Here is a 19,419-nt window from a genome sequence, read left to right as displayed (position 1 = left end):
GCGGTCACCGGCCCTGCGGATGCGGGCCGTTGCGGCCTGGCGTGAGGAGAGGGACACGCGGCGGCTCAGTCGATGTAGCGCTTGAGCAAGTCGCCGTAGGCGTCGATCCGGCGGTCGCGCAGGAACGGCCAGATCCGGCGCACGTGCTCGCTGCGCTCCAGGTCGACGTCGCAGACCAGCACGGCCGGCCCGGTGCCGGCCTGCGCGATGAACTCGCCCTGCGGGCCGAGCACGTGGCTGTGGCCCCAGAAGTCGATGCCCGACGCGCCCACGGGCTTTTCCGAAGCCAGCGGGGAGGGCTCGTGGCCGACGCGGTTGCAGCTCAGCACGGGCAGGCCGTTGGCTACCGCGTGGCCGCGATGGCTCAGCACCCAGGCGTCGCGCTGGCGGTCCTTCTCGTCCTGGACGTCGTCCGGGTCCCAGCCGATGGCGGTGGGGTAGAGCAGCAGTTCGGCGCCGGCCAGGGCCATCAGCCGCGCCGCTTCCGGGTACCACTGGTCCCAGCACACCAGCACGCCGAGGCGGCCGACCGAAGTGTCGATCGGGTTGAAGCCCATGTCGCCGGGGGTGAAGTAGAACTTCTCGTAGAACCCCGGGTCGTCCGGGATGTGCATCTTGCGGTACTTGCCCAGCAGGGTGCCGTCCTTCTCCAGGACCACGGCGGTGTTGTGGTAGAGGCCGGCGGCGCGGCGCTCGAACAGGGAGCCGACGACGACCACGCCATGCTTCTTCGCCAGCGCGCCCAGGCGCTGGGTGCTCGGGCCGGGGATCGGCTCGGCCAGGTCGAACTCGCCCACCGCCTCGTGCTGGCAGAAGTAGGCGCCGTTGTGCAGTTCCTGCAGCAGCACCAGCCGGGCGCCCTGCGCCGCGGCCTCGGCCACGCGCTGCTCGATCACCGACAGGTTGGCTTCGGCATCGCCGTGGTTGCGCTCCTGGATCAGGGCGACGGAGAGGGTCTTGGTCTTCATGGGGGGGATTGTAGAGCGATACGCCCCTGGGCAAGGGCGATCCGTGCCGGATGGCACGAAGGCGGGGCCCGAAGTTTGCGCTGTGAACCTCGGGGGCTTTCCGGCTCAGCCGGGAAGCCCGCTCGGCAACTGCATGGTGATGCAGTGCAGGCTGCCGTTCTGCCAGATCAGCGGGCGGCAGGGCACCTGCACGATCTCGCGGCCGGGGAAGGCCTCGGCCAGGACGGCGGCGGCGCGCGCGTCGGCCGGGTCGCCGTAGGCGGGCATCAGTACCGCGCCGTTGAGGATCAGGAAGTTGGCGTAGGAGGCGGCCAGGCGCCGGCCCTGGTCCAGGATCGGCGCCGGCCAGGGCAGGGAGTGGAGCCGGTATGGCCGGCCGTCGGCGGTGCGCAGGGTGGCGATCTGCGCGGCCATGGCCTGCAGTTCCCGGTAGTGGCTGTCGGCCGGGTCGTCGCAGGACTGGAACACGATGGCGTCGCCGGGCGCGAAGCGGGCGAGGGTGTCGATGTGGGCGTCGGTGTCGTCGCCTTCGAGGTAGCCGTGGTCCAGCCACAGCACCCTGTCCTGGGCCAGCCACCGGCGCAGCTTCGCGTCCAGCTCCTCGCGGCTGGCCTGGGGGTGGCGTTCGTGCAGGCAGTGCCAGGTGGTCAGCAGGGTGCCGGCGCCATCGGTCTCGATGCCGCCTCCCTCCAGGGCGAAGTCGATCCGCTGCCGCGGCGCGTCGCCGAACAGGCCCTGCGCGGCGAGCGATTCCACCAGGCGGTCGTCGCGCCCGGCCTCGAACTTGCCGCCCCAGGCGGTGAAGCGGAAATCCAGCACGCGGAAGCCGCCGCCCTGGCGCAGGACGATCGGGCCGGAATCGCGCAGCCAGGTGTCGTCGTAGTCGAACGGGACGAAGCGGACCCGTCCCATGTCGATCCGGGCCGAGCGCAGGCGTACCTCGGCATAGATCTGCAGGTCGTCGTCGGCCACGCAGATCCAGGCGTCCTGGAAGCGGGTGATCGCCGCGATCAGGGCGATGTAGGTGTCCTCGACCTCGGCCAGGCGCTCGGCCCAGTCGGTGCCCGGGTGCGGCCAGGCGATCAGGATTGCGGACTGGGGTTCCCATTCCGCGGGGAAGCGCAGGGGGGCGGTCATTCCGAACGGATGCTCACATCACGCCGGATCGAGACCCGGGCTTTTCAATGGAATCCCGCAGGGGACGTGCGGGCTGGTGCGGGAGGGGCTCGCGGCGTTCGATTCCCGCACACGGATGCGCGGGCCATGGCGCCGGGCCCGCATCAACGAATCGGCGGCTTCGGCCCGACCTCGTTGGGACTGGCCTTGTGCGCGACCACGTCGATCACCCGGTTCTTCTCGAAGTAGACGACGTAGTCGGGGTAGACCCAGCGGTTGATGGTCGGCCACTGCCGCTTCTGCCCGCCACGCGGGTCCAGCTTCTGCTGCGGGGTGCCGTAGCGGGCCTCCACCTCGGCCATGGTCAGGCCGCGCGCCGGCTCGTCGCCGGTGGGCTGGTGCACGCGCTCGATCAGCAGGGTATCGGCCTGGGCGGCGGCGGGCAGGGCCAGCAGGGCCAGCAGCGGCAGGATGTACAGGCGGTGCTTCATCGCGGTGTCTCCCCGGTTGGACCGCCGCCGGCGGCGGTGGCGTGGTCGAGCGGCGATTGTAAGCAGAACCGGGCGCGCCGCGCTGCGGCGACGATCATGGTCCCGGCGACCGGGACACGGACCGGAGCGATGGCGGGCATGCCGGATCGCCGCGCCCCTTCCTGCGCCGGAGCCGGTGTCCGCGCCGCAAACGCGAAAGGCCGCATCGCTGCGGCCTTTCCGTCGGTCCGCGGCCCGCGGAGGCGGGCCACCGTCCGCTTCAGCGCTGGCGGGCCTTGAAGCGCGGGTTGGACTTGCAGATCACGAAGACCTTTCCGCGGCGGCGGATCACCTTGCAGTCGCGGTGACGGGTCTTCGCCGACTTCAGGGAGGACAGGACTTTCATGACACACCTCGGAGGACGACGGATGGGAAGCCAGGGCCGGCATGGCCGAGGCGTTGCAGACAAGCCCGCCATTCTAGCGGCCTTTCCCCTGGCGCTTCAAGTGTTTGCACGGCCGTGCGGGCGGGTGCCCGGGCCCGCGCTACAATCCCGCCCCCCCTGCAGCCGCCCGGAACCGCCATGACGCCTCCCGCCCCGGTCCTCACCATCGATGGCCCTTCGGGCGCGGGGAAGGGCACGGTAAGCCGGATCGCGGCCTCGCGCCTGGGCTGGCACTACCTGGACTCGGGCGCGCTGTACCGGGCGGTCGGGGTGGCGGCCAGTTGGGCGGACCTGGACCTGTCCGATCCGGCCGCCCTGGTGCGCTGCACCTTCGACACCTCCATCGAGTTCCGCGACGGCGCCGAGGGCCTGAGGGTGCTGGTCAACGGCACCGACGCCACCGGCGAGCTGCGCCTGGAGACCACCGGCACCCTGGCCTCGGCGATCGCCGCGATCCCCGAGGTGAGGGCCGCGCTGAAGGAGCGCCAGCGCGCTTTCCGCCGGCCGCCGGGCCTGGTGGCCGACGGCCGCGACATGGGCACGGTCATTTTCCCCGACGCCACGGCCAAGGTGTTCCTGACCGCCAGCGCCGAGGAACGCGCCCGCAGGCGCCATAAGCAGTTGAAGGAAAAAGGAGTTCCGGTTACATTCGCCGGTCTGCTGCGGGAGATCCTCGCCCGCGACGCCCGCGATGCCCAGCGCGCGGTGGCGCCCCTGAGGCCGGCCGAAGACGCCGTCCTCATCGATACCACCGGCCTGTCCATCGAGGCGGCCGTCGAGCGCGTGCTGGCCCTGGTGCCGGTCCGTTCCGTCTGACCGTCGCGCCCGGCGTCGCATGGCCGGGTATACGCAGCAGGTGGCGCGCAGGCGCCAAAAGGCGCCGCCGTGGATTCCCCTCGGCGGTTTTTCCAATCCAACCACACAAGGCGCCCGTACGGGCCTGACAGGGGGACGGGGAGCGCGGCCCGAATGCCGCTTTTTCGCCGTCCGTGTGTTCAACCGAGTATTCACTAATGACCGAATCTTTTGCCGAGCTGTTCGAACAGAGCCAGACCAACCTGGCCAAGCTGAAGCCGGGCGCCATCGTCACCGGTACCGTCGTGGAAGTCCGCAGCGACGTGGTGGTGATCAACGCCGGCCTGAAGTCCGAAGGCATCGTGCCGATCGAGCAGTTCCGTAACGACGCCGGCGAGATCGACGTCGCCGAGGGCGACCTGGTCAAGGTCGCGCTGGACTCCATCGAGAACGGCTTCGGCGAGACCGTGCTGTCGCGCGAGAAGGCCAAGCGCGCGATGGTGTGGGACGAGCTGGAAGAGGCGCTGGAGAAGAACGAGACCATCACCGGCCGGATCAGCGGCAAGGTCAAGGGCGGCTTCACCGTCGACATCAAGGACGTCCGCGCGTTCCTGCCCGGTTCGCTGGTCGATGTGCGCCCCGTGCGCGACCCGGCCTACCTGGAAGGCAAGGAGCTGGAGTTCAAGCTCATCAAGCTGGACCGCAAGCGCAACAACGTGGTCGTCTCCCGCCGCGCGGTGGTCGAGAGCGAGCACTCGGAAGAGCGCGAGCAGTTGATGGAGAAGCTGCAGGAAGGCGCCGTGCTGAAGGGCGTGGTCAAGAACCTGACCGACTACGGCGCGTTCGTGGACCTGGGCGGCATCGACGGCCTGCTGCACATCACCGACATGGCCTGGAAGCGCGTGCGCCATCCGTCCGAGGTGGTCAACGTCGGCGACGAGCTGGACGTGCGCGTGCTGAAGTTCGACCGCGAGCGCAACCGCGTCTCGCTGGGCCTGAAGCAGTTGGGCGAGGATCCGTGGGACAACATCGCCCGCCGCTACCCGGCCAACAGCCGCGTCTACGGCAAGGTCTCCAACGTCACCGATTACGGCGCGTTCGTCGAGATCGAGCCGGGCGTCGAGGGCCTGGTGCACGTGTCCGAGATGGACTGGACCAACAAGAACGTCAACCCGTCCAAGGTCGTGCAGGTCGGCGACGAGGTCGAGGTCATGGTCCTGGATGTGGACGAGGAGCGCCGCCGCATCTCGCTGGGCATGAAGCAGGTCGCCGCCAACCCGTGGGAGACCTTCGCCGCGATCCACAAGAAGAACGACAAGGTGTCCGGCCAGATCAAGTCGATCACCGACTTCGGCATCTTCATCGGCCTGGACGGCGGCATCGACGGCCTGGTCCACCTGTCCGACATCAGTTGGAACACCACCGGCGAGGACATCCTGCGCAACTACAAGAAGGGCGACACGCTCGAGGCGGTGGTACTGGCGGTCGACCCGGAGCGCGAGCGCATCAGCCTGGGCCTGAAGCAGATGGAGCAGGACCCGTTCGGCCAGTACATGGCCGCGCACCCGAAGGGCTCCAAGGTCGAGGGCACGGTCCGCGAAGTGGACGCCAAGGGCGCCACCATCGAGCTGGCCGACGGCATCGAGGGCTACGTCGCCGCGCGCGACATCAGCCACGATCGCGTGGACGATGCCAGCCAGCACCTGAAGGTCGGCGACAAGGTCGAGGCCAAGTTCGTGGGCATGGACCGCAAGGGCCGCAGCCTGCAGCTTTCGATCAAGGCCAAGGACGAAGCCGAGACCGCCGAGGCGCTGGCCGAGTACAACAAGTCCGCCGCCGAGGCCGCCGCCGGCACCACCAGCCTGGGCGCGCTGCTGCGTGCGCAGTTGGGCGGCAAGTCCGAGTGATGCCCGCGGTAACCTGAAGTGGTACCACGGCGGCCCGGAGACCCCGGGCCGCCGTGGCGCATCGTCCTGTCGCAGCCATGCCGAGATGACCAAGTCCGAACTGATCGAGATTCTGGCCCGCCGCCAGTCGCACCTGAAGGCCGAGGACGTGGACCTGGCCGTCAAGTCGCTGCTGGAGATGATGGCCGGTTCGCTGGCCTCGGGCGAACGCATCGAGATCCGCGGTTTCGGCAGCTTTTCGCTGCACTACCGCCCGCCGCGCATGGGCCGCAACCCCAAGACCGGCGACTCGGTGGCACTGCCGGGCAAGCACGTGCCCCATTTCAAGCCGGGCAAGGAACTGCGCGAGAAGGTCAGCGAGGTCGTTCCCGCCCCGGCCGAGCCGTAACGCGCCCGGGTCGTATCCCTCCTCCGCCCGCGCTCGGCTAAGCTTGTGCGCGACCGTCCCGGGAGAAGCGGGTCATGAATATCCTTCGTTTGCTGGTCCTGCTGGCCTTCCTGGTCGCGGGTCTGGTCGTGGGTTCGCTCAATTCGCAGCGCATCCTGCTCGATTTCGGCATTGCGGAGCTGGTGACCACCTCGGGGATCGCCATCGTCGTGGCCTTGCTGGCCGGCGTGCTGCTGGGCGGCGGGCTGGTGGTGGCGACCACCGTCATCCCTCTGCACGCCCGCCTGCGCCGCGCCTGCCGCCCGCCGGCGCCGGCCGCTCCCATCGCACCGGAGGCCGAAGACGCCCGCCCCCGGGTTCCCTACCCGGAAGGCGACTGAGCCGATGGAATTCCTCAACGAGTGGTTCTGGTTCTTCCTGTTCCTGCCGCTGGCCGCGCTGACCGGCTGGGTGGTGGGGCGCCGCGGCGGCCAGCGCCACGGCGACACCCAGGTCAGCCGCCTGTCCACCACCTATTTCCGCGGCCTGAACTACCTGCTCAACGAGCAGCCGGACAAGGCCATCGAGCTGTTCCTGCACATCGCCGAACTGGACAAGGAAACCTTCGAGACCCAGGTCGCACTGGGCCACCTGTTCCGTCGCCGCGGCGAGGTCGACCGCGCCATCCGTCTGCACCAGGGGCTGGTCCAGCGCCACGACCTCAGCGACGCGCAGCGGGTGCAGGCGCTGCTGGCGCTGGGCGAGGACTACATGAAGTCCGGGCTGCTGGACCGCGCCGAGACCGTGTTCACCGACCTGGCCAGGATCGACCAGCGCGCGCCGCAGGCGCTCAAGCACCTGATCGGCATCTACCAGGCCGAGCGCGACTGGGAGCGGGCGATCGACAACGCCACCCGCTACGAGGAGGCCACGGGCGAGCCGATGGGCAAGCTGGTGGCGCAGTTCGAGTGCGAGCTGGCCGAACGCCACCGCGGCAACGGCAACCTCGACGACGCGCGCGCGGCCATCGGCCGTGCCTACCAGGCCGATGCGACCTGCGTGCGCGCCGGCATCCTGGAAGGACGGATCGAGTCCGACGCCGGCCATCCCGAGGCGGCGATCCGCGCGTTCGAGCGCGCCGCAAGGCACGATCCGGACTACCTGCCGGAAGTGCTGCCCAGCCTGCTGGCCTGCCATGCGCAAGTGGGCGACATCGCCGGCGCGCGCGCGTTCCTGGCCGAGATGAGCGAGCACTACCGCGGCATCGCCCCGGTGCTGGCCCTGACCCGGCTGATCGAGCAGCAGGAGGGGACCCAGGCGGCCCGCGACTACCTCGGGCGCCAGCTCAAGGACCGTCCTTCGGTCCGTGGCGAGGCGGCGCTGATCGACCTGACCCTGGCGGTGGGCGCCGACAGCACCGCCACCCTGCACGACCTCAAGCACATCACCGACCAGTTGCTGGTGCGCAACCCCAGTTATCGCTGCACGCGTTGCGGTTTCGGTGCACGCACCCACCATTGGCAGTGTCCCAGTTGCAAGGAATGGGGGACGGTCAAGCCGCTGCTGAACTACGCGGTGGTCTGATGCCCGCATCGGCGTGGCCGCTGCTGGCGCTGTGGGCCGCCGCCGCGCTCGGCACCTGGGCGACCCTGCGCTACGCACGCCGGCGGCGGCTGATCGACCTGCCCGGCGAACGGCGCAGCCATGCGGTGCCGACCCCGCGCGGCGGCGGCCTGGGCATCGCATCGGCATTGCTGCTGGGGTGCGCGTGGGCCACGGCGGCCGGCATGGTCGCGCCGGTGGCCGCGCTGGCCTTCGCCGCGGGCCTGGTGCTGGTGGCGGGGATCGGCTGGGTCGACGACCACCGGCCGCTCTCGCCCGCGCTCCGGTTGCTGGTGCAGTGCCTGGCCGGTGCCGTCCTGGCGCTGGGCCTGTTCGGCGCGGATGGGTGCCGGGGCTGGGCGCTGCTGGCGTTCGCCGCGGTCCCGGTGCTGGTCAACGTCTGGAACTTCATGGACGGCATCGACGGGCTGGCCACCACCCAGGCGCTGATCTGCGCCTGCGTGCTGGCGTTGCTGGCCCCCGCGCAGGCCGGCCTGCCCGGCTGGGCGCTGGCGGCGGCCTGCTGCGGGTTCCTGCCCTTCAATTTCCCCAAGGCCCGCATCTTCCTCGGTGACGTGGGCAGCGGCGCGCTGGGCTACGCGCTGGCCGCGATTGCGGTCGCGGCCGCGGCGCGGACGGGTCGCATCGACGGGGCGACGCCGGTCGTGCTGCTGCCGCTGTCGGCCTTCCTCGTCGATGCCTCGATGACCCTGGGCGGACGCATCCTGGCTGGCGAGCGCTGGTGGCTGCCGCACGTCTCGCATCTGTACCAGCGCTGGGTCCGGGCCGGGCGCAGCCACGTCGCCGTCACTCTCGTCTACGCTTCGTTCAGCCTGATGGCTGGTATCCTTGCGCTCGCTTTGAATCAGGCCGAACCGTGGCTCGCAGGGGGAGTGGCGGTTCTCTGGCTGCTGCTGGCAGCCATCACGTGGCTCCTGCTGCGCAGGACCGCAACGCACTGACAGGAACGTCTAAGCAGGATGAAATTCTGGGACAAGCTGCCGACGCTGCTCCCCCGTGGCGCGATCGTGCTCCACGACATGTTCATGGTCCTGCTGGGCTGGCAGTTGCTGCACGTGCTGCGCTACGCGACCCGGCACGAGCGCTACGACTGGATCGACTTCGCCCCGACGCTGGCCATCGTCCTGATCGCGCAGGCGCTGGTGTTCTGGCGCGTGGGCCTGTACCGGGGCCTGTGGCGCTTCGCCAGCGTCCCGGACCTGTGGAACATCCTCAAGGCCAGCCTGTTCGGGCTGGTGGCCATCGTCCTTGGGCTGGCGATCTACAACCGCCTGGAGACGGTGCCGCGCACGGTGCTGGTGCTGTATCCGCTGGCCCTGACCGTGTTGCTGGGCATGCCGCGCCTGCTGTACCGGGTATGGAAGGACTACCACGTCGGCCGCGGCGACTTCGTCGTGCGCCGGGTGCTGATCATGGGCGCGGGCCGCGCCGGCGAGGCCCTGGTCCGCGACCTGCGGCGTTCGGGCGCCTACCAGCCGGTCGGCTTCCTCGACGATGCACCGCAGCTCAAGGGTTCCTACCTGCAGGGCCTGCCGATCCTGGGCCGCCTGGAGGAAGCTCCCGGCGTGGCCAAGGAGGTGGCCGCGGGCATGCTGGTCATCGCCATCCCGTCGCTCGACGCGGCCGGCATGCAGCGCGCGGTGTCCATCTGCGAGCGCACCGGGCTTGCGTTCCGCACAGTCCCGCGCCTGACCGACGTGCTCGAAGGACAGGCGCTGCCGGGCGAACTGAAGGAAGTGGCCATCGAGGACCTGCTCGGCCGCAAGCCGGTCACGCCCGACTGGAAGCTGATCCGGGGCTGGCTGGGCGGACGCACGGTGATGGTGACCGGCGCCGGCGGGTCGATCGGTTCCGAGCTGTGCCGGCAGTGCGCCCGCCATGGCGCGCGCAAGATCGCGCTGCTGGAAGTGGACGAGCTGGCCCTGACCACCATCCATACCGAACTGCTGCGCGCCTTCCCCGACCTTGAGGTGGAGGCGGTGCTGGGCGACTGCGGCGACCCGGCGGTCACCGCCCACGCCCTGCGCCTGGCCCAGCCGGACGCGGTGTTCCATGCCGCGGCCTACAAGCAGGTGCCGCTGCTGGAGCGGCAACTGCGCGAGGCGGTGCGCAACAATGTGCTGTCCACCGAGACCGTGGCGGGCCTGTGCCGCGACATGGGCGTGGGCACGTTCGTGTTCATCTCCACCGACAAGGCGGTCGACCCGGCCAACGTGCTGGGCGCGACCAAGCGCTTCGCCGAGATGATCGCCCAGTCGCTGGACGCCAAGGTCGAGGGCACCCGCTACGTGACGGTGCGCTTCGGCAACGTGCTCGACTCGGCCGGCAGCGTGGTGCCGCTGTTCCGCGAGCAGATCCGCCAGGGCGGCCCGGTGACGGTGACCGACCCGGAGGTCAGCCGCTACTTCATGACAATCCCGGAGGCTTGCCAGTTGATCGTGCAGGCCGCCGCCTCCGCTTCGCACGCGGCCATCTACACCCTGGACATGGGCGAGCCGGTGCCGATCCGGCTGCTGGCCGAGCAGATGATCCGCCTGGCCGGCAAGCAGCCGGGCCGCGACATCGCCATCGTCTACACCGGCCTGCGTCCGGGCGAGAAGCTGCACGAGACCTTGTTCTACGCCGACGAGCACTACCGTCCGACCTCGCACTCCAAGATCCTGGAGGCCGGCCCGCGGCAATGCCCCGCCGAGCTGGTGCGCACCGGCGTGGAGCGCATGCGCGACGCGGTGGCCCGCTACGACGAGGTGGCGCTGCGCCAGGTGCTGCGCGAGGTCATTCCCGAATTCACTCCCATGGACACGGCGCAGCCGCAGCTTCCCGGTGCCATCGTCGTCCCGTTCCCGGCCCGCGAGGCCAGAAGGACCCGATGACCAGCAAGCGCATTCGCAAGGCGGTATTCCCCGTGGCCGGGCTGGGCACGCGTTTCCTGCCGGCCACCAAGACCGTGCCCAAGGAGATGCTGCCGATCATCGACAAGCCGCTGATCCAGTACGCGGTCGACGAGGCCATCGAGGCCGGCTGCGACACGCTGGTGTTCATCACCAACCGCTACAAGCATGCGGTGGCCGACTACTTCGACAAGGCCTACGAACTGGAGCAGAAGCTCGAGCGCGCGGGCAAGCTGGTGCAGTTGGAGCAGGTGCGCAACCCGCTGCCGTCCCATGTGCGCACGGTCTTCGTGACCCAGCAGGAGGCCCTGGGCCTCGGGCATGCCGTGCTCTGCGCCAAGGAGGTGATCGGCGACGAGCCGTTCGCGGTGCTGTTGCCGGACGACCTGATCTGGAACCGTGGCGAGGGCGCGCTCAAGCAGATGGCCGACCACGCCGAGCGCATCGGCGGCGGCGTGATCGCGGTGCAGGACGTTCCTCGGGAAAAGACGTCCAGCTACGGCATCGTGGCCACCCGTGGCTTCGAGGGCCGTGCGGGCCGGATCGAGGCGATGGTGGAGAAGCCGGCGCCGGAAGATGCGCCCAGCACGCTGGCCGTGGTCGGGCGCTACGTGCTGCCGCCGGGCATCTTCGGGGCGCTGGAATCCACCGGCCGCGGGGCGGGCGGGGAAATCCAGCTTACCGATGCGATCGCCTCGATGCTCGCGTCAGGCAGTCATTATGATGCCTACCGCTTCCGGGGCACGCGGTTCGACTGCGGCACGCACATCGGCCTGATCGAGGCCACGATCCGCTTCGCGCTCGACCACGAGAAGCTGAGCGAGCCTGCGCGCATCAGCATGCAGAAGGCCCTGGACGAACTGGGCGTGACCGACAACGGCTGAGCCGGTCCGTTCTAACAACGACGGCGCCAAGGGGCGCCGTTGTGGTTGATACCGCCGGCTGGGCGGGCATCACAATGCCTCGAAGATGCCTGCCGCCCCCATGCCGGTGCCGATGCACATGGTCACCATGCCGTACTTCTGCCTGCGCCTGCGCAGGCCGTGGACGAGAGTCGCGGTACGGATCGCGCCGGTCGCGCCGAGCGGATGGCCCAGGGCGATGGCGCCGCCCAGCGGGTTGACCTTGGCCGGATCGAGCCGGCTGTCGCCGATCACCGCCAGCGCCTGCGCGGCGAAGGCCTCGTTGAGTTCGATCCAGTCCAACCGGTCCTTGGTCAGGCCGGCCTGCTTCAGCGCCTTGGGGATCGCCGCGATCGGCCCGATACCCATCACTTCCGGGCGCACGCCGGCCACCGAGAAGCTGACGAAGCGGGCGAGGGGCGTCAGCCCGTAGTCCTTGATCGCCTGCTCGGAGGCCAGCAGCACCGCGCCGGCGCCGTCGCTCATCTGCGAGGCGTTGCCGGCGGTGACGCTGCCGCCGAACTGGCCGTTGCGGAACACCGGGCGCAGCCTCGCCAGCCCTTCCAGCGAGGTATCCGCGCGCGGCCCCTCGTCGGTGTCGACGAGCCGCTTCTGCAGCCGGATGGTGTTGCCGGCCAGGTCGGGCACGTGCGAATGGATCTCGTACGGGCTGATCTCGTCGCGGAATTCGCCGGCCGCGATCGCCGCCAGCGCCTTCCGGTGCGAGGCCAGGGCGAAGGCATCCTGCGCCTCGCGCGAGACCTTCCATTCCTCGGCCACCTTCTCGGCGGTGATGCCCATGCCGTAGGCAATGGCGACGTGGTCGTCGCGGAATACCGACGGCGACAGCGCGACCTTGTTGCCCATCATCGGCACCATCGACATCGACTCGGTGCCGCCGGCCAGCATCAGCTCGGCGTTGCCCAGGCGGATCTGGTCGGCGGCCAGGGCCACCGCCTGCAGGCCCGAGGAGCAGAAGCGATTGACGGTCTGCGCGGCGATGGTGTCGGGCAGGCCGGCCAGCAGCACGCCGATGCGCGCCACGTTCATGCCCTGCTCGCCCTCGGGCATGGCGCAGCCGATGATGGCGTCGTCGATGCGGCCGACGTCGATGCCCGGCGCCTGCGCGACCACGGCCCGGAGCACGTGGGCGAGCATGTCGTCCGGACGGGTGTTGCGGAACACGCCCTTGGGCGCCTTGCCGACCGGGGTACGGGTGGCGGCGACGATGTAGGCGTCCTGTACTTGCTTGCTCATTGGAATTCTCCGGAGTCTGTAGTCGGCGTCGATCGGGGAGGGCGCGCCGGCGGCGCGCCACGGTTCCGGATCAGTTCCTCAACGGCTTGCCCGTCTTGAGCATGTGGCCGATGCGCGCCTGGGTCTTTTCCTGCTGCGCCAGCTCGACGAAGTGCTTGCGCTCCAGGCTAAGCAGCCATTCCTCGTCCACCCCCGCGCCGCGGTCGATCCCGCCGCCGCTCAGGACGGTGGCGATGCGGGTGGCGATCTCGTCGTCGTACGGACTGATGAAGCAGCCCTCGAGCATGTTGACCAGCAGCATGCGGAAGGTGGCGATGCCGACGTCGCCGGCGGCCTGGATGCGGCGCGCCGGCAGCGGCGGCCGGTAGCTGGCCTCGGCCAGCGCGCGCGCCTGCGCCTTGGCCACGTGCAGCAGCTCGAAGGCGTTGAACACGACCACGTCGTCCGGGCGCAGCAGGCCCAGCTCCTTGGCTTCCAGCGCCGAGGCCGAGACCTTGGCCATGGCCACCGTCTCGAAGGTCTTCTTCAGTTCGGCGAACACGTCGCCGCCCGGGCCGGCCGCGCGCGAGGCGCGCACCGCCAGTTCCTTCAGCCCGCCGCCGGCCGGCAGCAGGCCCACGCCGGCCTCGACCAGGCCGATGTAGCTCTCCAGGTGGGCCACGGTGCGGGCGGCGTGCATCTGGAACTCGCAGCCGCCGCCCAGGGCCAGGCCGCGCACCGCCGCGACCACCGGCACCAGCGCGTACTTGATCCGCTGGCTGGTGCGCTGGAAGTTGGCGACCATCGCCTCGAACGCGTCGACCTTGCCGGCCTGCAGCAGGCCCAGCGCGCCGGCCAGGTCGGCGCCGGCGGAGAAGGGCTCCTTGTGCTGCCAGATCACCAGGCCCCGGAAGTCGCGCTCGGCAATGGCGATCGCTTCCTGCAGGCCGTCGAGCACCTGGTCGGAGACGGTGTTCATCTTGGTCTTGAACGAGACCACGGCGATGCCGTCGCCGTCGTGCCACAGGCGCACGCCGTCGTTCTCGAACACGGTCTTGCCGGGGTCGAAAGCCTCGCCCAGCAGCGGGTCGGGAAAGCGCTGGCGCTGGTACACGGGCAGGCTGGAGCGGGGGATCAGCGCGTTCTCCGACGGGCTGTAGCTGCCGGCGTCGGCATGCACGCCGTCGCGGCCGTCCAGCACCCAGGCGGGCAGCGGCGCGTCGCTCATGGCCTTGCCGGCGGCGATGTCGTCGGCGATCCATTGCGCCACCTGCTTCCAGCCGGCGGCCTGCCAGGTCTCGAACGGGCCCAGCGACCAGCCGTAGCCCCAGCGAATGGCCAGGTCGACGTCGCGCGCGGTCTGCGCGATGTCGGCCAGGTGGTAGGCGCTGTAGTGGAACAGGTCGCGGAACGCGGCCCACAGGAACCGCGCCTGCGGATGCGCGCTCTCGCGCAACCTGGCGAACTTCTCTGCCGGGTTCCTGATCTTCAGGATATCGACCACTTCGGCGGCGGCGGTGCGGTCGGCCGCACGATAGTCCTGCTTCTCCAGGTCGAGGACGACGATGTCCTTGCCGACCTTGCGGAAGATCCCGGCGCCGGTCTTCTGGCCCAGCGCGCCCTTGGCGATCAGCGCGGCCAGCCAGTCCGGCGACTGGAAGTACCGGTGCCAGGGATCGTCGGGCAGGGTGTCGGCCATGGTCTTGACGACGTGGGCCATGGTGTCCAGGCCGACCACGTCGGAGGTACGGTAGGTGGCCGACTTCGGCCGCCCGACCAGCGGGCCGGTGAGGGCGTCGACCTCGTCGAAGCCCAGGCCGAACTGGCGGGTGTGGTGGATCACCGACAGGATCGAGAACACGCCGATGCGGTTGCCGATGAAGTTCGGGGTGTCCTTGGCGTAGACCACGCCCTTGCCGAGCTGGGTGGTCAGGAACGTTTCCAGGCCTTCCAGCACGGCCTTGTCGGTCGTCTTCGCCGGGATCAGCTCGGCCAGGTGCATGTAGCGCGGCGGGTTGAAGAAGTGCACGCCGCAGAAGCGGTGGCGCAATTGCTCGGGCAGCACCCCGGCCAGGGCGTTGATGCCCAGGCCGGAGGTGTTGGAGGCCAGCACCGCGTGGGCGGCCACGAACGGGGCGATCTTGCGGTACAGGTCCTGCTTCCAGTCCATCCGTTCGGCGATGGCCTCGATGATGAGGTCGCAGTCCCTGAGCGCGTCCAGGCCAGTGTCGTAGTTGGCCGGGGCGATGGCCTCGGCCAGGGCCTTGCTCGCCAGCGGGGCGGGGCTGAGCTTGCCCAGGTGGGCGATGGCCTTCAGAACCACGCCGTCGGCGGGGCCCTCCTTGGCGGCCAGGTCGAACAGGACGGTATCCACGCCCGCATTGGTGAGGTGGGCGGCGATCTGCGCGCCCATGACACCGGCGCCGAGGACGGCGGCACGGCGTACAAGCAATTTCTCGGACATGTCTTTCAACCTATTGATTGCAAATTCAATTTGCGGGTGCCTGCAGCCCCGCGGCGGCGAACCGGATCAGTTCGCGCGCCGCGCGGGCACGGTGATTGGACTCGCTGGCGCCAGGGGGGCGCTTGATCAGGCCGAAGTCGGACATGGCATAGGTCAGCGCGCCGGCGAGGAAGTCCAGGCGCCAGTACAGGGTCTGCTTGTCCAGCGCGGGCAGGCAGGCCGACAGCGCCTTGCCGAACTCGCGCAGGACGTGGCCGTAGTGGTCCGACAGGAACTTGCGCAGGCTCTCGTTGTGCTCGGCGTAGGCGCGGGCGATGACCCGCACGAACGAAGCCCCGCCGTTGCGGTCCTGGGCCAGGGCCAGGGCCGGCTCGATGAAGGCGGCCAGGACCGGCTCGAGTTGGCCGGGATGCTCGCGCAGGGCCGCTTCCAACTGTTCCAGGCGCTGCGCGGTCATCCCGTCCATGCGCCGGCGGAAGACCTCGTTGACCAGGTTTTCCTTGGAGCCGAAGTGGTAGTTGACCGCCGCGATGTTGACCGCCGCCAGGCTGGTCACCTGGCGCAGCGAGGTCCCGGCGAAGCCGTGCTGGGCGAACAGTTCCTCGGCCGCGCCCAGGATACGGTCCTTGGTGGAAAAGTGTGCTGGCCTGCCCATGACACCTGAATGAATCAAACGATTGTTTAATTCTAGGCCAGGGCGGAGGCGGGGTCATTTTGCGTCGCAGCATTCCTGCCGCTGCACACCTGCCGGGCCGGATGCTAGAATCCCGCTACGCATTAGATGCTAAGCCCGCGTCCCCACGCGGGTTTTTTGACCCCCAGCTTCGGGCCGTCCCGGTCCGGAATACCCCGTCCGTCAGCAGAAGAAGTGAAGTCCAATGGCGCTGGAGCGCACCCTTTCGATCGTCAAGCCCGATGCCGTCGCCAAGAACGTCATCGGCGAAATCTATTCCCGCTTCGAGAAGGCCGGCCTGAAGGTCGTGGCCGCCAAGTACAAGCAGTTGTCGCGCCGCGAGGCCGAGGGCTTCTACGCCGTGCATCGCGAGCGCCCGTTCTTCAACGCGCTGGTGGAGTTCATGATCTCCGGCCCGGTGATGATCCAGGTGCTGCAAGGCGAGAACGCCGTGGCCGCGCACCGCGAGCTGCTGGGCGCCACCAACCCGAAGGACGCCGCGCCGGGCACCATCCGCGCCGACTTCGCCGAGTCGATCGACGCCAATGCCGCGCACGGCTCGGACTCGGTCGAAAACGCCGCGATCGAGGTCGCCTATTTCTTCGCTGCCACGGAAGTGGTTTCGCGCTGAGCGAGGCATAGCGACGTGGCCGGCCTGCAGTCCCTTCCCGTCATTCCGAGCGTCACCACCGCCGGCGAGCCGATCGTCGGCGGCGGGTTGCGCCAGAACCTGCTGGAACTGGACCGCGCCGGGCTGGAGCGTTTCTTCGAGGAGATCCTCGGCGAGAAGCGCTACCGCGCCCACCAGGTGATGAAGTGGATCCATCACCGCTACGTCACCGACTTCGACCGGATGACCGACCTGGGCAAGGCGCTGCGGGCCAAGCTGCACGCGCATGCCGAGGTCGTCGTCCCCAACGTCGTATTCGACAAGCCCTCCGCCGACGGCACCCACAAGTGGCTGCTGGCGATGGGCGAGGATGGCCGCAACGCCATCGAGACCGTGTACATCCCCGACAAGGGGCGCGGCACCCTGTGCGTGTCCTCGCAGGTGGGCTGCGGCCTGAACTGCACCTTCTGCTCCACCGCCACCCAGGGCTTCAACCGCAACCTGACCGCCGCCGAGATCGTCGGCCAGGTCTGGGTGGCCGCCCGCCACCTGGGCAACGTGCCGCACCAGCAGCGCCGCCTCACCAACGTGGTGATGATGGGCATGGGCGAGCCGCTGATGAACTTCGACAACGTCGTGCGCGCGATGAGCGTGATGCGCGACGACCTGGGCTACGGCCTGGCCAACAAGCGGGTCACCCTGTCCACCTCCGGCCTGGTGCCGATGATCGACCGCCTCTCCACCGAGAGCGACGTGTCGCTGGCCGTATCCCTGCACGCGCCGACCGACGAATTGCGCGAGACGCTGGTGCCGCTCAACCGCAAGTACCCGATCGCCGAGCTGATGGCCTCCTGCGCCCGCTACCTGCAGGCCAACCGCCGCCGCGAATCGGTCACCTTCGAATACACCCTGATGAAGGGCGTCAACGACCAGCCCGAACATGCCCGCCAACTGGCCAGGCTGATGCGCCAGTTCGACAACGTGGTGCAGGCGCGCGATTCGGGCAAGGTCAACCTGATCCCGTTCAACCCGTTCCCGGGCACCCGCTACGAGCGCTCGGACGAGGCGCAGATCCGCGCCTTCCAGAAGATCCTGCTCGACTCGCAGGTGCTGACCATGGTCCGCCGCACCCGCGGCGACGACATCGACGCGGCCTGCGGCCAGCTCAAGGGGCAGGTGATGGACCGCACCCGGCGCCAGGCGGAATTCCAGCGCAGCCTCGTCGAGCAGGGGCAAGGCCCCGCACAGGCCGGGGGCCATGCGCCGGCCTGAGCTGCCGGCGCTCCTTTCCTGCTGCGCGCTGCTGCTGGCGGCCTGCGCCACGCCTGCCACGATCAAGCCGCCCAAGATCAAGGGCAGCGAGCGGATCGCACCGACGTACCAGTTGGAGGACAGCGCCGCGACCAAGCGCCGCGTCCAGGTCGGCGACTTGCTGGGCCGGGCGGCGCAGCGCTATGCAGGCGGCGAGTTCGCCGAGGCGGAGAAGCTGGCCCTGCGGGCGCTCAAGCTGGAGCCGTCGGCGGTCGATGCGCTGTCGCTGCTGGGTGCGGTCGATTCGGTGCAGGGCAATGCCGCGCGCGCGGGCGAACGTTACCGGCGTGCCGCCGAGCTGGCGCCGCAGCGGGGCGACGCGCTCAACAACTACGGTGCCTGGCTCTGCGCCAACCAGCATCCGGCCGAGGCCCTGATCTGGTTCGATCGCGCCCTGGCCGCGCCGGGCTACGCCACGCCGGCCGCGGCCCTGGCCAATGCGGGCGGCTGCGCACTGGAGAGCGGGCAGGTGGAGCGCGCCGGCCAGGACCTGGACCGCGCCCTGGAGCTGGACCCGGCCAATGCCTACGCCCTGGCCAGCATGGCCCGGCTGCAGTTCCGCCAAGGGCGTTACCTGCATGCACGCGCTTTCAACGAGCGCCGGTTGGCGGCTGCACCCGCGGACGCATCCGTGTTACAACTCGCTGTCAAGATCGAAGAAAGGCTCGGCGACAGGGTGGCCGCCAGCCGATATCAACAGCGGCTGAGGGAGGAGTTCCCCCATGCCGTCACTGCGAATCCCGGGGAAGATCCAACGTGATCCAAGAATCCAACGCGAACGTCGGCGGCGACGCGCGAGGCTGTGGGGAACGGCTGCGCGAAGCGCGTCTGGCCGCCGGGCTGGGCCTGCAGGAAGTGGCTGCGCGCCTGCACATGCCTTTGCGCGTGGTGGAGGCGCTGGAGCAGGGCAGGTGGCAGTTCATAGGCGCGCCGGTATTCGTGCGCGGCCAGTTGCGCAGCTACGCCAGGCTGCTGGGCATCGACCTGGAATCCCTCCTGGAGACCGAGGTCGCCCCGGTGGTGCCGGTGGAGCTGGTCAGCCATTCCCATACCTCGCGTGTGCGGCGGGTGATGGAGAGCGCTGGCCGCCGCGCGGTCTACGTGGTCATCACCGCGGCCATCGTGGTGCCGGTCTGGCTCGCCACCCGCTCGCACTTCATCGAGCAGCCGCCGGCCACCGCCTCGCTGGATGCCGTGCCGCCGGCCGTCTCTCCCGAGGACGCCCGCCCGCAGCCGGCGACGACCGTCGCCCCGGCCGTGCCGCCTCGGGCCAGCGACCGCTCGCCCTATGTCGCCTCCCTGGCGCCGCCGGTGGGCCGCAGCCAGCAGGCCGCGACCGCCAGCGCGGCGCTCAAGCTGGATTTCGAGGGCGACAGTTGGATGCAGGCGACCGGCAAGGACGGCCGGGTGATCGAGCAAGGCCTGATGCGCGGCGGCGACGAGCGCAGTTTCGAGGCCGGCCAGGTGCAGGGCATCGTGCTGGGCAACGCCGCGGTGGTACGTGTTCAGCAAGGCGGAAGTATCGTCGATTTGACGCCGTACCAGCGGGCGAACGTGGCCCGCTTTGCGGTATCCTCTGACGGTTCCGTGGCGCCGGCCCAGTAGCCGGCGCGCGGTTCGCCATTCCATTGGTACACACGA

Annotated in this window: 19 protein-coding genes; 12 read left to right on the top strand and 7 right to left on the bottom strand. The window is 69.6% G+C overall.

Going from position 1 to position 19,419, the window contains the following annotated elements; genetic code table 11:
• Window positions 1–65 precede the first annotated feature (65 nt).
• From HNR76_RS07410 to ykgO, 4 genes are all read right to left on the bottom strand, one after another.
• Window positions 66–968 carry a carbon-nitrogen hydrolase gene (locus tag HNR76_RS07410; protein ID WP_162309484.1) on the bottom strand — a complete coding sequence of 301 codons (903 nt, stop codon included), beginning with the start codon at window positions 966–968 and terminating at the stop codon, window positions 66–68.
• A 105-nt stretch (window positions 969–1,073) separates the two neighbouring features.
• A complete protein-coding gene (locus HNR76_RS07405; protein ID WP_162309483.1) occupies window positions 1,074–2,105 on the bottom strand; it encodes an agmatine deiminase family protein in 1,032 nt (343 codons plus the stop codon).
• 143 nt (window positions 2,106–2,248) lie between these two features.
• Window positions 2,249–2,575 carry a hypothetical protein gene (locus HNR76_RS07400; RefSeq protein WP_162309482.1) on the bottom strand — a complete coding sequence of 109 codons (327 nt, stop codon included), beginning with the start codon at window positions 2,573–2,575 and terminating at the stop codon, window positions 2,249–2,251.
• A 259-nt stretch (window positions 2,576–2,834) separates the two neighbouring features.
• Window positions 2,835–2,960: a type B 50S ribosomal protein L36 gene (gene ykgO, locus HNR76_RS07395; protein ID WP_162309481.1), complete on the bottom strand. Its 126-nt coding sequence runs from the start codon at window positions 2,958–2,960 to the stop codon at window positions 2,835–2,837.
• Between the two features lie 177 nt (window positions 2,961–3,137).
• Between ykgO and cmk the strand changes: the two genes are divergently transcribed.
• The 8 genes from cmk (at window position 3,138) to galU (ending at window position 11,466) form a co-directional block, all read left to right on the top strand.
• Window positions 3,138–3,815: a (d)CMP kinase gene (gene cmk, locus HNR76_RS07390; RefSeq protein ID WP_162309480.1), complete on the top strand. Its 678-nt coding sequence runs from the start codon at window positions 3,138–3,140 to the stop codon at window positions 3,813–3,815.
• A gap of 197 nt (window positions 3,816–4,012) precedes the next feature.
• The gene (gene rpsA, locus HNR76_RS07385; protein ID WP_162309479.1) at window positions 4,013–5,701 is read left to right on the top strand and encodes a 30S ribosomal protein S1; all 1,689 of its coding nucleotides are present in this window, start codon (window positions 4,013–4,015) and stop codon (window positions 5,699–5,701) included.
• A gap of 85 nt (window positions 5,702–5,786) precedes the next feature.
• Window positions 5,787–6,089 carry an integration host factor subunit beta gene (locus HNR76_RS07380; protein WP_162309478.1) on the top strand — a complete coding sequence of 101 codons (303 nt, stop codon included), beginning with the start codon at window positions 5,787–5,789 and terminating at the stop codon, window positions 6,087–6,089.
• Between the two features lie 74 nt (window positions 6,090–6,163).
• A complete protein-coding gene (locus tag HNR76_RS07375) occupies window positions 6,164–6,469 on the top strand; it encodes a hypothetical protein (protein WP_162309477.1) in 306 nt (101 codons plus the stop codon).
• 4 nt (window positions 6,470–6,473) lie between these two features.
• Window positions 6,474–7,652 (top strand): lipopolysaccharide assembly protein LapB, encoded by a 1,179-nt coding sequence (lapB, locus tag HNR76_RS07370; RefSeq protein WP_162309476.1) that lies wholly within the window; start codon window positions 6,474–6,476, stop codon window positions 7,650–7,652.
• Window positions 7,652–8,632 (top strand): MraY family glycosyltransferase, encoded by a 981-nt coding sequence (locus HNR76_RS07365; RefSeq protein ID WP_162309475.1) that lies wholly within the window; start codon window positions 7,652–7,654, stop codon window positions 8,630–8,632. The genes lapB and HNR76_RS07365 overlap by 1 nt, the downstream gene beginning before the upstream one ends.
• Window positions 8,633–8,650: 18 nt before the next feature.
• Window positions 8,651–10,564, top strand: a complete 1,914-nt coding sequence (locus HNR76_RS07360; protein WP_162309474.1) for a polysaccharide biosynthesis protein — start codon at window positions 8,651–8,653, stop codon at window positions 10,562–10,564.
• The gene (gene galU / locus HNR76_RS07355; protein WP_162309473.1) at window positions 10,561–11,466 is read left to right on the top strand and encodes a UTP--glucose-1-phosphate uridylyltransferase GalU; all 906 of its coding nucleotides are present in this window, start codon (window positions 10,561–10,563) and stop codon (window positions 11,464–11,466) included. Before HNR76_RS07360 ends, galU begins: the two co-directional genes overlap by 4 nt.
• Before the next feature lie 69 nt (window positions 11,467–11,535).
• On the opposite strand, the gene HNR76_RS07350 is transcribed toward galU, so the two are convergent.
• The 3 genes from HNR76_RS07350 to HNR76_RS07340 form a co-directional block, all read right to left on the bottom strand.
• A complete protein-coding gene (locus HNR76_RS07350) occupies window positions 11,536–12,741 on the bottom strand; it encodes an acetyl-CoA C-acyltransferase (RefSeq protein WP_162309472.1) in 1,206 nt (401 codons plus the stop codon).
• A 70-nt stretch (window positions 12,742–12,811) separates the two neighbouring features.
• Window positions 12,812–15,184: a 3-hydroxyacyl-CoA dehydrogenase/enoyl-CoA hydratase family protein gene (locus HNR76_RS07345; protein WP_162309471.1), complete on the bottom strand. Its 2,373-nt coding sequence runs from the start codon at window positions 15,182–15,184 to the stop codon at window positions 12,812–12,814.
• A gap of 25 nt (window positions 15,185–15,209) precedes the next feature.
• A complete protein-coding gene (locus HNR76_RS07340; protein ID WP_162309470.1) occupies window positions 15,210–15,839 on the bottom strand; it encodes a TetR/AcrR family transcriptional regulator in 630 nt (209 codons plus the stop codon).
• Window positions 15,840–16,062: 223 nt separating this feature from the next.
• Here HNR76_RS07340 and ndk point away from each other — a divergent pair, with 223 nt between their 5' ends.
• Genes ndk through HNR76_RS07320 form a run of 4 tightly spaced genes read left to right on the top strand, consistent with a single transcriptional unit; the run spans window position 16,063 to window position 19,383 of the window.
• Window positions 16,063–16,488, top strand: coding sequence for a nucleoside-diphosphate kinase (gene ndk, locus HNR76_RS07335; protein ID WP_162309469.1), 426 nt, complete (start codon window positions 16,063–16,065; stop codon window positions 16,486–16,488).
• Window positions 16,489–16,530: 42 nt separating this feature from the next.
• Window positions 16,531–17,739, top strand: coding sequence for a dual-specificity RNA methyltransferase RlmN (gene rlmN, locus HNR76_RS07330; protein WP_183982202.1), 1,209 nt, complete (start codon window positions 16,531–16,533; stop codon window positions 17,737–17,739).
• Window positions 17,726–18,538, top strand: a complete 813-nt coding sequence (gene pilW / locus HNR76_RS07325) for a type IV pilus biogenesis/stability protein PilW (RefSeq protein ID WP_162309468.1) — start codon at window positions 17,726–17,728, stop codon at window positions 18,536–18,538. The genes rlmN and pilW overlap by 14 nt, the downstream gene beginning before the upstream one ends.
• The gene (locus HNR76_RS07320; protein ID WP_162309467.1) at window positions 18,535–19,383 is read left to right on the top strand and encodes a helix-turn-helix domain-containing protein; all 849 of its coding nucleotides are present in this window, start codon (window positions 18,535–18,537) and stop codon (window positions 19,381–19,383) included. Before pilW ends, HNR76_RS07320 begins: the two co-directional genes overlap by 4 nt.
• Window positions 19,384–19,419: the final 36 nt, after the last annotated feature.

This window comes from Pseudoxanthomonas broegbernensis (assembly GCF_014202435.1).
Classification (GTDB): domain Bacteria; phylum Pseudomonadota; class Gammaproteobacteria; order Xanthomonadales; family Xanthomonadaceae; genus Pseudoxanthomonas; species Pseudoxanthomonas broegbernensis.
The sequence above is the reverse complement of the archived record's forward strand: the minus strand, read 5'-3'. Positions and strand labels throughout refer to the sequence as shown.

What these genes read in the sequence shown, in the direction of transcription:
- HNR76_RS07410 (WP_162309484.1), bottom strand. Translation starts at nt 968, where the DNA reads ATGAAGACCAAGACCCTCTCCGTCGCCCTGATCCAGGAGCGCAACCAC.
- HNR76_RS07405 (WP_162309483.1), bottom strand. Translation starts at nt 2,105, where the DNA reads ATGACCGCCCCCCTGCGCTTCCCCGCGGAATGGGAACCCCAGTCCGCA.
- HNR76_RS07400 (WP_162309482.1), bottom strand. Translation starts at nt 2,575, where the DNA reads ATGAAGCACCGCCTGTACATCCTGCCGCTGCTGGCCCTGCTGGCCCTG.
- ykgO (WP_162309481.1), bottom strand. Translation starts at nt 2,960, where the DNA reads ATGAAAGTCCTGTCCTCCCTGAAGTCGGCGAAGACCCGTCACCGCGAC.
- cmk (WP_162309480.1), top strand. Translation starts at nt 3,138, where the DNA reads ATGACGCCTCCCGCCCCGGTCCTCACCATCGATGGCCCTTCGGGCGCG.
- rpsA (WP_162309479.1), top strand. Translation starts at nt 4,013, where the DNA reads ATGACCGAATCTTTTGCCGAGCTGTTCGAACAGAGCCAGACCAACCTG.
- HNR76_RS07380 (WP_162309478.1), top strand. Translation starts at nt 5,787, where the DNA reads ATGACCAAGTCCGAACTGATCGAGATTCTGGCCCGCCGCCAGTCGCAC.
- HNR76_RS07375 (WP_162309477.1), top strand. Translation starts at nt 6,164, where the DNA reads ATGAATATCCTTCGTTTGCTGGTCCTGCTGGCCTTCCTGGTCGCGGGT.
- lapB (WP_162309476.1), top strand. Translation starts at nt 6,474, where the DNA reads ATGGAATTCCTCAACGAGTGGTTCTGGTTCTTCCTGTTCCTGCCGCTG.
- HNR76_RS07365 (WP_162309475.1), top strand. Translation starts at nt 7,652, where the DNA reads ATGCCCGCATCGGCGTGGCCGCTGCTGGCGCTGTGGGCCGCCGCCGCG.
- HNR76_RS07360 (WP_162309474.1), top strand. Translation starts at nt 8,651, where the DNA reads ATGAAATTCTGGGACAAGCTGCCGACGCTGCTCCCCCGTGGCGCGATC.
- galU (WP_162309473.1), top strand. Translation starts at nt 10,561, where the DNA reads ATGACCAGCAAGCGCATTCGCAAGGCGGTATTCCCCGTGGCCGGGCTG.
- HNR76_RS07350 (WP_162309472.1), bottom strand. Translation starts at nt 12,741, where the DNA reads ATGAGCAAGCAAGTACAGGACGCCTACATCGTCGCCGCCACCCGTACC.
- HNR76_RS07345 (WP_162309471.1), bottom strand. Translation starts at nt 15,184, where the DNA reads ATGTCCGAGAAATTGCTTGTACGCCGTGCCGCCGTCCTCGGCGCCGGT.
- HNR76_RS07340 (WP_162309470.1), bottom strand. Translation starts at nt 15,839, where the DNA reads ATGGGCAGGCCAGCACACTTTTCCACCAAGGACCGTATCCTGGGCGCG.
- ndk (WP_162309469.1), top strand. Translation starts at nt 16,063, where the DNA reads ATGGCGCTGGAGCGCACCCTTTCGATCGTCAAGCCCGATGCCGTCGCC.
- pilW (WP_162309468.1), top strand. Translation starts at nt 17,726, where the DNA reads ATGCGCCGGCCTGAGCTGCCGGCGCTCCTTTCCTGCTGCGCGCTGCTG.